Consider the following 12,240-nt stretch of genomic DNA (forward strand, 5'->3'; position numbering starts at 1 on the left):
CTCACACCTTTCGAGAAGTCGGTGAATCGATGAGGGGACCGCATCGATGACTCGGACCGTACGGATGAGGGGACCGTAGGGTCCGTACGGCCCCCTCATGGTAAAGGATCGGCAAAGGGTGTCGGTTCGCCCCCGGCATGGCCGGTCGCTCCCGGGTCAGCCGGTCAGCGGCTTCACCCAGCGCCGCCACTTCTCCTCCGGCGTGTACCCCGCCGCCCGCCACGCATGGTGGGCCGTCTCGTTCCGGGTCAGCACCATCGCGTCGGCGCGCCGCCCGCCGAGCCGGACGAACCGTTCCTCCGCCGCGGCGAGCAGCGCCGAGCCGATGCCCTGGCGGCGGTACGCCGGATGCGCCGCGAGCCGGTAGAGGTGGCAGCGCCAGCCGTCGAACCCGGCGATGACCGTGCCGACCAGCTCACCGCCGCGCTCCGCGAGGATCAGCGCGCCGGGGTCGCGAGCGACGAGCCGCTCCACGCCGTCGCGGTCGTCGCTGATGCTCGTGCCCTCGGCGGCCGTCTTCCAGAAGGCCAGCACGGTGTCGAGGTCGTCGGGCGTCGCGGCCCGTATCCGCAGATCAGACATGGGCAGATCCCATCACGCGCGGCACACCGCGACGCGGAATTCCACCATCCGGACGGCCGCGGCCCCCTGCGCACCGGGACGGCCGACCGGGCCTCGGGGCGTCGCGGCCCACGCGCCGGAGGCCCGGTCGGCCGAGCGCTCCCTCACTCGTACGCGATCCCGGGCAGGGGGACCGAGCCCCTCACCCGCGCCCGACCTGAGGCGGGGGACCGCGCACGGCCTCGCGCCCGTCACTCGTGCGCGATGGCCGCCAGCACGTTCATCCGCGAGGCCCGCAGCGCCGGCAGCAGGGCCGCCACCACGCCGACCACCGCCGAGCCCACGACGACCGCGACGATCGTCGTCCACGGGATCGCCAGTGCCTTCATGCCCTGCAGGGCCAGCACCTGCTGGGTGCACACGCCCCACACCAGTCCCAGCGCCACTCCCAGGACCGCGCCGAACACCGCGATCACCACCGACTCCAGCCGGATCATGCGGCGCAACTGCCGCCGGGACAGCCCGATCGCCCGCAGCAGTCCGATCTCCCTGGTCCGCTCGACCACCGACAGTGCGAGGGTGTTGACCACGCCCAGCACCGCGATCACGATCGCCAGGCCGAGCAGCGCGTACACGAGGTACAGCAGCACGGCGATCTGGTCGTGCACCAGCTCCTTGTAGTCCGCCTGGTCACGCGCCTGCACCTGCGGATAGGGGTCGAGGGTCCGCTCCAGCCGGGGCCTGAGCTGGTCCGCGTCGGTGCCGGCGGCCGCGTTGACGTACAGCACGGAGTCCTGCCCGCCCGGCACGTACTTCTCGACGGTGGCGATGCCGAAGAACAGGCCGCCCTGCATGCCGAATCCCTCGGCGGCGTCCTGGTCGGTGAGCGCGCCCACCCGGAACGAGGCGGTCCGTCCGCCGGGGAACTCGACGGGCAGGACGCTGCCGACCCGCACGCCGTGGTCCTCGGCGAAGTCGACGTCCATGGCGATCGCCCCGTCGGCCAGCGCGGCGGCCGTGTCCCCACGCGCGTACGTCACATGGGCGACCTCGTCGACCTGGCCGTCGTACCCGGCGGCGGTCGTCTTGACGCGCTCGCCGTCGGGCAGGCGCACGGCCACCGGCGCGAACCGCTGGCGTACGACGAGGCCGACGCCGTCGGTGTCGCGGACCCGGTCGGTGACCTCCTGGGAGAAGGGGGTGAGGTTGGTGTTCTGGATGACGAAGTCGGCGCCCAGGGTGTCGTCGATCTGCTGGTCGAAGGACTTCGACATCGAGGCGCTCGCCACCGACATGCCGCCCACCAGGGCGAGGCCCACCATCAGCGCGGCGGCGGTGGCGCCGGTGCGGCGCGGGTTGCGCAGGGCGTTGCGCTGGCTCATCCGGCCGATCGACCCGAACAGGGCGGGGAAGGCCCCGCCGAGCACCTGGATCACCGGGCGGACGAGCAGTGGGCCCGCGACGACCGTCGCGATCAGGGTGAGGACGACGCCGAGGCCCAGCAGGGAGGCCGCGGACGCGGTCTCCGACGCGGTCACGCAGCCCACCAGGGCCGCCACGCCCAGGGCGCCGACGACGGCCCCGACCACCGCGCGCACCCTCAGCGGCCGTCCCACGCCGGCGACGTCCGCGTCCGCCAGGGCCGCCATCGGCGACACCGTGGCCGCGCGGCGGGCCGGGAGGTAGGCGGCCACGAAGGTGACGCCGACGCCGACGGCGTACGCCGAGACGGGGGTGACCCAGCCGATGACCATCTCGGCGGTGTTGAGGTTCATGCCGAAGGCGCTCATGAGGCGGATCAGGCCCGCCGCCAGGCCGATGCCGGCCGCGAGGCCCACCGTGGAGCCGACCAGGCCGAGCAGCAGGGCCTCGGTGAGGACCGAGCGCCGTACCTGGCGTCTGTCGGCTCCCAGGGCGCGCAGCAGGCCCAGTTCGCGGGTGCGCTGAGCGATCAGCATCGAGAAGGTGTTGACGATCAGGAACACGCCCACCAGCACGGCGATCCCGGCGAATCCGAGCATCACGTACTTGATGACATCGAGGAACCCGCCGAGGTTCTCCGCCGCCGACTTGGCCTGCTCGTCGGCGGTGCGCACGTCGTAGGGACCGGAGCCGAGCGCGGCGGCGATCCGCTTCTTCAGCTCCGCGTCGGTGACGCCGTCCGCCGCCTCGACGGAGACGCTCGTGGCCAGGTCCGCCGAACCCAGCAGCCGGGTCGCGGCGACCTCGGGGTCGAGGAAGACCAGGGCGGCGCCGGGGTTGGTGGTCCTGAAGGTGGCGATGCCGACGACCTCGACCCGGAACGAGCCCGGCTGGGCCATCACGGTCAGCGTGTCACCGGTCTTCACGTGCTTCTTGTCGGCGGTGTCGGCGTCGAGCACGGCCTCGCCCGCGCCGCGCGGGGCGTGTCCGGAGGTCAGTTCCACCGGGCTGCGGTCGGTGAGGTACCAGTCGGTGGCGATGGTGGGCGCGCCGGTGGTCGGTCCCACGGACCTGTTCGCGCTGTCGACGACGGTGATGTTCTGCACGCTCACGTCGGCGTGCGCCGAGGACACCCCGGCGACGGCGGCCACCCGGCCGGTGAGCGCGGCGGGCAGGGTCTGGACGGCGCCGGTCGGCACGGAGGAGTCGAGGTCGTCGCGCGGTTCCACGGTCACGTCGGCCGAGGTGGACGCGAACAGGCGGTCGAAGGTGCGCGTGACCGTGTCGGAGAAGATCAGGCTGCCCGCGACGAACGCCACCGACAGCACGACGGCGAGGGCGGACAGCAGCAGCCGCCCCTTGTGCGCCAGGAAGCTCCGCAGCGTCGCCTTCAGCACCTGTTCAGTCCTCCTCGGGGGCCGCGCCCGCCTGGGCGCGGATCAGGTCGAAGCGCTTCATGCGCTCCAGCACCGCCTCGGCCGTGGGCCGTTGCATCTCGTCCACCAGCCGGCCGTCCGCGAGGAAGAGCACGAGGTCGGAGTGGGTGGCGGCGCCGGGGTCGTGGGTGACCATGACGACCGTCTGGCCCAGGTCGTCCACCGCCTGGCGCAGGAACGCGAGAACCTCCAGACCGGCGCGCGAGTCCAGGTTGCCGGTCGGCTCGTCGGCGAAGATCAGCTCCGGGCGGGAGGCGAGTGCGCGGGCGCAGGCCACGCGCTGCTGCTGCCCGCCGGAGAGCTGGGACGGCCGGTGCTTCAGGCGGTCGCGCAGGCCGAGCGTGTCGATCACCTGGTCCAGCCACTTCTGGTCCGGTTTCTGGCCGGCGATGTCCATCGGCAGGGTGATGTTCTCGACCGCGTTGAGCGTCGGAATGAGATTGAACGACTGGAACATGAACCCGATCCGGTCGCGCCGGAGCCGGGTCAGCTCCCGTTCCTTCAGGCCTGTGATCTCGGCGTCGCCCAGCCACACCTGTCCCGCGGACACGGTGTCGAGTCCGGCCAGGCAGTGCATCAGCGTGGACTTTCCGGAGCCCGAGGGCCCCATGACCGCGGTGAAACGCCCGCGGACGATGTCCACGTCCACCGAGTCCAGGGCGAGCACGGTCGTCTCGCCCGAGCCGTACGCCTTCGTCAGACCCCGGGCGCGCGCCGCCAGGTCCTCGGCCGAGGCCAGACCGGGGGCGTGCTGCGCAGCAGGTGTGGACAAGGCTGCCTCCTCGCTCGCGTGGACGTGCCGGGTCTCGTCGTCCCGCCCGAGCGTAGTGTGACGGGGCGCACACCCGGTATCTCTTTTCCCCGCGAGTCCGCCCTTGCCGGTGCTAGCGGTTCGGCGCTAGCTTCGAGGTATGGCGAAGACCCAGCTGAACGTACGCGTCGACGAGGGCACGGCCAAGGCCGCCCGCGAGCGCGCCACCGCGCGCGGCATGAGCGTGAACCGCTACATCGAGGAGCTGGTCAGGCAGGACGCCGGCGAAACGGGCCACACGTTCGTCGAGGCCGCCGCCGACTTCATGAAGCAGTACGAGAACGTGTTCGCGGAGGAGTTCGGCGCGGCCCGCGAGGGCGGCACCCACGAAGGTCGCCGCTGACCCCTTGAGCGACCTCACGATCGACCTCGCATGGCTCCTGATGATCGCCGAACAGAAGACACCCGGAGACCCCCAGGTCACCGACTGGGGAGCCCTGGTGGCGGCGGTGGCGCGCCATGACGCCCAGATCTTCGACGTCCCCGTGTACGACTCGCCGCACGCCCGCGCCGCCTCGCTCCTCCAACTCCTGCTCCACGTCCCGGCGCTGGAGCGATCGAACGCCCTCTTCGCCTGCGCCGTCGCCTACGCGTACCTGGTGGCGAGCGGCGCGAAGGTCGTGACCTCGCCCGAGCAGGTCCGCGACCTGGCCCGGCTGGTCAAGAGCGGCGAGGCGTCGGTGTACGACATCACGCAGGAACTGCGCCGGTGGAGCCAGTGAACGGCAACGCCCCGGGCGCATCCCGCGCCGGAAGCCTCTGACGGTCGACAGCCCCTAACCCCGCGTCCCGTCGGCGACCGGCCGCCAGGCCGTGCCCAGCCTGCAGTACGACGCCGGCAGGACCGGCCCGTTCTCCGGCACCAGCAGCCGCCGGTAGGGGCCGATTTCGAACCCGGCCCCGCGCAGTGCGCCCACCGGGTCGCGGGAGAGATGGCAGCCGCCGCTGACCAGCGGCCACACCGTCCGGTCCAGGGCACGCTGGGTGAAGACCATCGCCGGGCCGCCGCCCCTGCCGTGCTCCAGGAACCGGACCTCGCCACCGGGCCGCAGCACCCGCCGCACCTCGGCGAGGGCCCGCGGCAGGTCCCGGACGCTGCACAGGACCAGTGAGAGCACCGCCGCGTCGAAGGCCTCGCTCTTGACCGGCAGGGCCTCGGCCGCGCCCGGCGCGACATCGACCGGCACCTCGGCCCGCAGGGCGGCCTCCACCGCCAGCGTGCGCAGCAGCCGCTCCGGTTCGATCGCGACGACCTCGGAGACCGTAGGCGGGTAGTGGGCGAAGTTCAGGCCGTTGCCCGCGCCGATCTCGATGACGCGGCCGGAGAGCCCCGCGAGCAGCCTGCCGCGCAGTGCGGCCAGGCCCCCGCGGGTCTCCGCGGTCACGCTGATCCGGGCGTAGCAGCGCGCGAACAGCGGGTGGTGGACGGGATCACCGGGCACCTTGCCGGAGCCGGTGGACCGTAGCGGCATGGCGACCTCCCGGGCAGGACGGGCCTACCAGGATTGTCCCCCGTACGGGCCCGCCGCACCCCCGCTGACGCACATCGGTGTCACTGGACGAAGGCACGCACCTGTTCGTAGATGCCGGGGTCGTTGTTGGTGTCCGTGTGGGACACGCACCCGACGCCGACATTGGCCGCCCCGCTCAGCAGTGCCGAGGAGTCCGGGTTGATCGCCTCGTCGCAGTTCGACCAGTAGCTCGCGTAGGTCACGGCGCCCGGCGTCTCGTCGCCGGAGTTCAGCGCGGCCAGGAACGAACTGCCGGTCTGCATCTCCGCGCACGAGGTGTAGAGCCACGCGCACAGCGAGGCGGTGGACGTGCCGTGGTTGGTGCCGGCGACGGAGACGAAGTCGTCCACGTACGCCGTACCGCCGAGGTTCTTCAGGTAGTAGCGGGAGCTGAGCGCGCCCATGGAGTGCACGACGAGGTCCACCTTGGTCGCGCCGGTGCGCGCGAGGACGTTCTGGATCTCGGTCGCCAGTTGCCGGGCGGTGGTGACGTTCGACTGGGACCAGCTGTACGACCAGGCGTCCAGCTCGGCGGCCGTGTAGCCGTCCGCCTTGAAGTTCGCGACCCAGTCGTTCCAACTGCTCGCGGAACTGCTGATGCCGTGGACGAGGACGACCGGGTTGCGCGTCGCCGCGTGTGCGGGGGGAGCGGCGAAGGAGAGTGCCAGAAGGAGCGAAGAGACCGCGGCCGAGAGGACCGCGGCGATGCGACGCTTGCCGCGCTGCATGATGCCTCCTGAAACGGGTGGGGTTGTCAGGAGTGTCCGGCCGGGTCTACGCGCGCCGCATCGGTGTAATCGCCGGTCTTTACGGTTCAAGTAACCCATCGGTAACGTGATGTGGGTGGTGACTCCGGTGAACCCCCCACCTCTTGACCGCACTTCGCCACCGACGCTCGCCGACGCGTGGCCGCGCCCGGCCTCCGCGCTCCCCGAGCGCGTCCGGACCAGGGTCCTGCGCCTGGTGTACGGCGATCCGCGCGCCGCCGCCTCTCTCGCCGCGCGGCTCACCGAACGGCAGGCCGCCGGCCTCGACCCGCTGCCCGTCGAACCAGCCGACCTCGCCCCCGAGTTGCTGCGTGCCCGGCGCCGGGCGCTGCGGGCCCTGCCCGACGACACCCGCCTGCTGCTCCTGCTCGCCGCCGCCGACCAGTACCCGGTCGCCACCCACGCGTTCCTGCGTGCCGTCGCCGCCGCCCGCCTCGACACCCGCTGCCTGGAGTCCGCCGAGACGGCCGGACTCGCCCACGCCGCGGCGGGCGGGGTCCGCTTCGCCGACCCCTGGACCCGGATCGCCGCGTACGAGTCGGCGGGCCCGGCCGACCGGCGCGACGTCCACCGGCTGCTCGCCCGTGTCCTGCACGGCTCGGGCGAGACGGCCCGCCGCTCCTGGCACCGGGGCGCCGGCGCCCTCGGCCCCAGCGGGAGGCTCGCGGCCGAGCTGACGGCGGCGGCGGACCGGGCCCGCGACGCCGGCGACCCCGCACTGTCCGGTGCCCTCACCGAACGCGCCACCGCCCTCACCCCGGACCCCCGCCATCGCTCCGGCCTGCTGGCGCGGGCCGCCGTCGACGCCTGGGACGCGGGCGACGGCGACCGGGCCCGCGCCCTGGCCGCCCGCACGCATGCCGAAGCCCTGCACGGCGTGCTCGCCCTGCGCACCGGACACGCCGGGGAGGCGTTCGACGCGCTGACCGCGGGCGCCGCCCAGGCGGCGGCGGGCAAAAGACCCTCGGCGCGGTCCGAGGAGCACGCCGGACACCTTCTCGCCCGCGCCACCGAAGCCGCCGTGTACACCGGCGACCTGCGCCGCTGCCGCGAGGCCGTCCGCCTCGCCGGACGCCTCGGCATCGACCCCCCGGGGGTGCTCGGCGGACTCGCCGCGGCCGTCGAAGGGCGCTACGCGGACGCCCGCGACCTGCTCGGGGCCACCGCCGGACGGTGCGGCCCCGGCGGCGACCCCACCCTCCTCCTGCACGCCGGGATCGCCGCCCTGCTGCTCGGCGACCATCCCCGCGCCGCCACCGCCACCCACCGGTCGGCCGCCGCGGCCCGCGCCCGGGGACTCGTGCCGCCCGTCTCCCAGGCGGCGGAGTTCCGCGCCTACGCCGACTTCTGGACCGGCCGGCCCCGCGCCGCCGAGGCCGCCGCCCTGGACGCGCTGCGCCAGGCGAGGGTCACCGGGCAGGACAGCGGCGCCTGTCATCTGCAGGCCGCCCTCGCGATGTTCGCGGCCCTCGCCGGCGACACCGACCTGTGCCGCGAACGGGCCGCCGCCGCCCGCGGATACGCCCTCGCGCACGGCCTCGGTCTGCCCGCCGCCCTCGCCCAGTGGGCGCTCGCCTTCCTCGACCTCGGCCACGGCCGCCACGACGCCGCCGCGGCCCGCCTGCGCGCCCTGGCCGGAGCCGGCCCCGGCCACGGGCACCGCGCGATCCGCCACCTGGCCACCCCGCACTACGTCGAGGCCGCCGTCCACACCGGCGACACCCGCGTGGCCCGCGCCGCGCACGCCGACTACGACCGCTGGGCCAACGCCGTCCGCAGCCCCGACGAACTGGCCCTCAGCGCCCGCTGCCGGGCCCTGGTCACCCCCGGCGCCGACGCCGTCGAGCACTACCGCAGCGCCCTCGACCTCCACGCGCAGGGCACGCGCGCCGTCGAACGCGCCCGCACCGAGCTGCTGTTCGGCGGCGCCCTGCGCAGGCTGCGCCGCCGCACCGAGGCCCGCGAACGGTTGCACAGCGCCCTGGAGTCGTTCGAGTCCTTCGGCGCCCCGCACTGCGCGGACCGGGCCCGCGCCGAACTCCGTGCCCTCGGCGCCCCCGCCACCACCGGCCGCCCGTCCGAGAGCCCCCGGGCGAGCCTGACCGCCCAGCAGCTACGGGTCGCCCTCATGGCCGCCGAGGGCGCGACGAACCGCGAGATCGCCGTCCGCCTCGCCCTCAGCCCCCGCACCATCGACCACCACCTGCGCGGCGTCTTCAACCGCCTGGGCATCCGCTCCCGCATCGAACTCGTCCGACTGCTGGCCGAGGGAGGCGACTAGGGCGTGTTTCGAAAGTCCCGCCTGCCGGGCGACGCCTGGCACGCACGCTCGCCGCGTTGTCGGGATCATCCCGATACAACCAGTATCGGGACGACCCTCCGCCTTGCGATCGCACGCACCAGACGCCGCCCGGCCTGCCCTTCGGGCAGACGACGCTACTTTCGAAACACGCCCTAGGGCGTGCGGGACCAGCTCCACCGCTCGGGCTCGGTCCGGCTCCGGAACGTCTCCGCCTCCCACGTCCCGTCCAGCCGTGAGGCGAGCCAGCCGGGCGCGGCCGTACGGAACGCGGCGGGCGCGAGCGATCCCGAACCGGCGGGCAGCGCGCCGAGCAGCGGGGCCCCGGCGATGTCGGGCAGGTCGCTGACATTGCACCGCATCGCCAGATCGGGCGAGTCGGGCCATGACCCGATCACCACCCCCAGCAACTCCAGGCCGCGCGACCGCAGTTCACGGGCCGTCAGGTCGGTCGTGTTGAGCGTGCCCAGACCCGCCGACGCCACCACGAGCACCGGCGCCCGCAGCATCTCCGCGGCGTCGGCCAGCGTGCCGCCCGCCTCGTCGAACCGCACCAGGAGCCCGCCGGCCCCCTCGACGAGGACCAGGTCGTGCTCGGTGGCCAGCTTCGCCGCCGCGTCGGCGACCTCACGCGGCCGCACCGGCACCATCCCCGCCCGCAGCGCCGCCGTCGCGGGCGCCAACGGCTCCGGATACCGGGCGAGTTCGGAGGTGGTGACCGCGCCCGCCAGCCGCGCGACCTCGTCCGCGTCACCGCGCTCGTCGGGCCGTACGCCGGTCTGCGCGGCCTTCAGTACGGCCACCGAGCGGCCCGCCGCGAGGGCGGAGGCGGCGACGGCCGCGGTCGTGACGGTCTTGCCGACCTCCGTGCCCGTTCCCGTGATCACCAGGATCGGCATGTTCATCCCTCCCGTGCCACCGCGCACACCGCCCGCGCGATCCGTGCCACGTCCTCGTCGCCGGTGACGTACGGCGGCATCGTGTAGACGAGGTCGCGGAACGGCCGCAGCCAGACGCCCTCGCGCACGGCGGCCTCGGTGGCGGTCCTCATGTCCACCGGGTGGTCGAGCTGGACGACCCCGATCGCGCCGAGCACCCGTACGTCCTTCACGCCGGGCAGGTCCACGGCCGGAGCGAGCCCCTCGCGCAGGCCCGTCTCGATCCGCCGGACCTCGGCGAGCCAGTCCTGTCCGAGGAGCAGCTCGATCGAGGCGCAGGCGACCGCCGCGGCCAGCGGGTTGCCCATGAACGTCGGACCGTGGGCCAGCACCGGCACCTCGCCCCGCGAGATGCCGTCGGCCACCCGAGGTGTGCACAGCGTCGCCGCCATCGTCAGATAGCCGCCGGTCAGCGCCTTGCCGACGCACATCACATCCGGGGTCACCCCGGCGTGGTCCGCCGCGAACAGCGCGCCAGTGCGCCCGAAACCGGTTGCGATCTCGTCGAACACCAGCAGCACGTCATGCGCGTCGCACGCCTCGCGCAGCACCTGCAGATACGCGGGGGAGTGGAACCGCATCCCGCCCGCGCCCTGCACCACCGGTTCCACGATCACCGCGGCCAGCTCGTCGGCGTGCCGCCCGATCGCCGCCCGCAGCTCACCGGCGTACGCCTCGTCGTACTCCGCGGGGGGCGGGCCGACGAAGACCTGCCGGGGCAGGACCCCGGTCCACAGGTCGTGCATCCCGCCCTCGGGGTCGCACACGGTCATCGGCTGCCAGGTGTCGCCGTGGTAGCCGCCGCGCCAGGTCAGCAGCCGCTGCTTGCGGGGGTGGCCCAGCGAGCGCCAGTACTGGAGGCACATCTTCACCGCGACCTCGACCGACACCGACCCGGAGTCGGCGAGGAACACATGCTCAAGACCCTCGGGCGACATGTCGACAAGCAGCTTCGCCAGCCGGACGGCGGGCTCGTGGGTGAGCCCGCCGAACATCACATGGCTCATCCGCCCGACCTGGGACCGCGCGGCCTCGTCGAGCACCGGGTGGCCGTAGCCGTGGATCGCCGACCACCAGGACGACATGCCGTCGACCAGTTCGCCCGAGCCGTCCGCGAGCCGCAGCCGCACCCCGCTCGCCGACTCCACGACGAGCGGGTCCACCCTGCCCGGCATCGGACCGTACGGATGCCACACGTGCCGCCGGTCCAGATCCAGCAGCTCGGACACGGCCCCCTCAGGCATTGGGAGCGAGGTCCGTACCGGCGCCCCGGCGACGGACGGCGACCAGGTCCGTACGGGCCTCGTTCGCCGGCGCCGCGGGAACCGACCCGCAGACACCGCCGCCGTCCTCGTGGGACCCGCAGACGCCGCCGCCGTCCTCGTGGGACCCGCAGACACCGCCGCCCTGGTGCGAACCGCAGCCGCCTGCGGCCTCGTGGGACCCGCAGCCGGCACTCGCCCGGTGCTCCGGCAGGGTCACCTCGCCCGCGCCCTCCACCTCGAACCCGGCGTCCGCGATCATGTCGAGGTCGGCCTGTCCGGCCTGGCCCTCGGTGGTGAGGTAGTCGCCGAGGAAGATGGAGTTGGCCAGGTTCAGCGCGAGCGGCTGCATCGAGCGCAGATGGACCTCACGGCCGCCCGCGATGCGCACCTCCACGTCCGGGCAGACGAACCGCACCATGGCCAGGATGCGCAGACAGCGCTGCGGGGTGAGGTTCCACTCCGTGGCCAGCGGGGTTCCCTCGACCGGGATCAGGAAGTTCACCGGCACGGAGTCCGGGTCCAGTTCGCGCAGCGAGTAGACGACGTCGACCAGGTCCTCGTCCGACTCGCCCATGCCGGCGATCAGCCCCGAGCAGGCCGAGAGACCGGCCGCGTGCGCCTTTTGCACCGTGTCCACCCGGTCGGCGTACGTGTGGGTGGTCGTGATGTCCGCGTACGTCTCCTCGGACGTGTTCAGGTTGTGGTTGTAGGCGTCCGCGCCCGCCTCGCGCAGCCGCTCCGCCTGACCGTCGGAGAGCAGGCCCAGGCAGGCGCACACCTCGACGCTCTCGTGCTGGTCCTTGATCGTCCTGATGGTCTCGGAGACCCGGTCGACATCCCGGTCGGTCGGGCCGCGCCCGGACGCCACCAGACAGACGCGCTTTGCGCCCCCGGCCAGCCCCGCGGCGGCGGCCCGCGAGGCCTCGTCGGGCTTGAGCCAGGTGTACTTGAGGATCCCGGCCGTGGAGCCGAGTCGCTGGGAGCAGTAGGAGCAGTCCTCCGGGCACAGGCCCGACTTCAGGTTGACGAGATAGTTGAGTTTCACCCGTCGCCCGAACCAGTGACGGCGCACCTTTCCGGCCGCGGCCACCACGTCGAGCAGGTCGTCGTCGGACGTGGCCAGGACGGCCAACGCCTCTTCGCGGGTCGGCAGCTCGCGCCGAAGCCCCTTGTCCACCAGCGTGTTCAGCAGGTCCATGAGAGCCGATCCTGTCTTACCGGCCGTTTCCG

11 protein-coding genes are annotated in these 12,240 nt (G+C 73.5%); 3 read left to right on the forward strand and 8 right to left on the reverse strand.

The window, feature by feature from the left end:
- Nucleotides 1–156: 156 nt before the first annotated feature.
- The 3 genes from P1P75_RS09100 to P1P75_RS09110 all read right to left on the reverse strand — a co-directional run bounded on the left by P1P75_RS09100 (nt 157) and on the right by P1P75_RS09110 (nt 4,191).
- Nucleotides 157–582 carry a GNAT family N-acetyltransferase gene (locus tag P1P75_RS09100; RefSeq protein ID WP_319253333.1) on the reverse strand — a complete coding sequence of 142 codons (426 nt, stop codon included), beginning with the start codon at nt 580–582 and terminating at the stop codon, nt 157–159.
- Nucleotides 583–812: 230 nt separating this feature from the next.
- Nucleotides 813–3,380, reverse strand: a complete 2,568-nt coding sequence (locus P1P75_RS09105) for an ABC transporter permease (RefSeq protein ID WP_319253335.1) — start codon at nt 3,378–3,380, stop codon at nt 813–815.
- Between the two features lie 4 nt (nt 3,381–3,384).
- Nucleotides 3,385–4,191, reverse strand: coding sequence for an ABC transporter ATP-binding protein (locus P1P75_RS09110; protein WP_319253336.1), 807 nt, complete (start codon nt 4,189–4,191; stop codon nt 3,385–3,387).
- Between the two features lie 139 nt (nt 4,192–4,330).
- Here P1P75_RS09110 and P1P75_RS09115 point away from each other — a divergent pair, with 139 nt between their 5' ends.
- Nucleotides 4,331–4,573, forward strand: a complete 243-nt coding sequence (locus tag P1P75_RS09115) for a toxin-antitoxin system HicB family antitoxin (RefSeq protein WP_086769577.1) — start codon at nt 4,331–4,333, stop codon at nt 4,571–4,573.
- A 4-nt stretch (nt 4,574–4,577) separates the two neighbouring features.
- Nucleotides 4,578–4,952, forward strand: coding sequence for a fic family toxin-antitoxin system, toxin component (locus P1P75_RS09120; protein WP_086769576.1), 375 nt, complete (start codon nt 4,578–4,580; stop codon nt 4,950–4,952).
- Between the two features lie 54 nt (nt 4,953–5,006).
- Here P1P75_RS09120 and P1P75_RS09125 read toward each other — a convergent pair whose 3' ends face one another.
- On the reverse strand, nt 5,007–5,702 hold the full coding sequence (locus tag P1P75_RS09125; protein ID WP_319253338.1) for a class I SAM-dependent methyltransferase: 696 nt from the start codon (nt 5,700–5,702) through the stop codon (nt 5,007–5,009).
- 80 nt (nt 5,703–5,782) lie between these two features.
- Nucleotides 5,783–6,469, reverse strand: coding sequence for a triacylglycerol lipase (locus P1P75_RS09130; protein ID WP_319253340.1), 687 nt, complete (start codon nt 6,467–6,469; stop codon nt 5,783–5,785).
- Nucleotides 6,470–6,578: 109 nt separating this feature from the next.
- On the opposite strand from P1P75_RS09130, the gene P1P75_RS09135 reads away from it, so the two are divergent.
- Nucleotides 6,579–8,789, forward strand: a complete 2,211-nt coding sequence (locus tag P1P75_RS09135; RefSeq protein ID WP_319253342.1) for a helix-turn-helix transcriptional regulator — start codon at nt 6,579–6,581, stop codon at nt 8,787–8,789.
- Nucleotides 8,790–8,962: 173 nt separating this feature from the next.
- Here the strand turns inward: P1P75_RS09135 and bioD are convergent, their stop codons facing one another.
- From bioD to bioB, 3 genes are read right to left on the reverse strand one after another with little or no spacing between them, the layout of a single operon-like run.
- A complete protein-coding gene (gene bioD, locus P1P75_RS09140) occupies nt 8,963–9,706 on the reverse strand; it encodes a dethiobiotin synthase (RefSeq protein ID WP_319253389.1) in 744 nt (247 codons plus the stop codon).
- A 2-nt stretch (nt 9,707–9,708) separates the two neighbouring features.
- Nucleotides 9,709–10,989, reverse strand: a complete 1,281-nt coding sequence (locus P1P75_RS09145) for an adenosylmethionine--8-amino-7-oxononanoate transaminase (RefSeq protein WP_319253344.1) — start codon at nt 10,987–10,989, stop codon at nt 9,709–9,711.
- Entirely contained in the window at nt 10,982–12,208 is a 1,227-nt protein-coding gene (gene bioB / locus P1P75_RS09150) for a biotin synthase BioB (RefSeq protein WP_319253346.1), read from the reverse strand. The genes P1P75_RS09145 and bioB overlap by 8 nt, the downstream gene beginning before the upstream one ends.
- Nucleotides 12,209–12,240: the final 32 nt, after the last annotated feature.

Source organism: Streptomyces sp. ID05-39B, from assembly GCF_033794725.1.
Lineage (GTDB): Bacteria > Actinomycetota > Actinomycetes > Streptomycetales > Streptomycetaceae > Streptomyces > Streptomyces bobili.

Bases quoted from the DNA above. Each gene is read 5' to 3' on its own strand.
- bioB (WP_319253346.1), bottom strand. From the start codon at position 12,208: ATGGACCTGCTGAACACGCTGGTGGACAAGGGGCTTCGGCGCGAGCTG.
- P1P75_RS09135 (WP_319253342.1), top strand. From the start codon at position 6,579: ATGTGGGTGGTGACTCCGGTGAACCCCCCACCTCTTGACCGCACTTCG.
- P1P75_RS09115 (WP_086769577.1), top strand. From the start codon at position 4,331: ATGGCGAAGACCCAGCTGAACGTACGCGTCGACGAGGGCACGGCCAAG.
- P1P75_RS09145 (WP_319253344.1), bottom strand. From the start codon at position 10,989: ATGCCTGAGGGGGCCGTGTCCGAGCTGCTGGATCTGGACCGGCGGCAC.
- P1P75_RS09100 (WP_319253333.1), bottom strand. From the start codon at position 582: ATGTCTGATCTGCGGATACGGGCCGCGACGCCCGACGACCTCGACACC.
- bioD (WP_319253389.1), bottom strand. From the start codon at position 9,706: ATGCCGATCCTGGTGATCACGGGAACGGGCACGGAGGTCGGCAAGACC.
- P1P75_RS09130 (WP_319253340.1), bottom strand. From the start codon at position 6,469: ATGCAGCGCGGCAAGCGTCGCATCGCCGCGGTCCTCTCGGCCGCGGTC.
- P1P75_RS09125 (WP_319253338.1), bottom strand. From the start codon at position 5,702: ATGCCGCTACGGTCCACCGGCTCCGGCAAGGTGCCCGGTGATCCCGTC.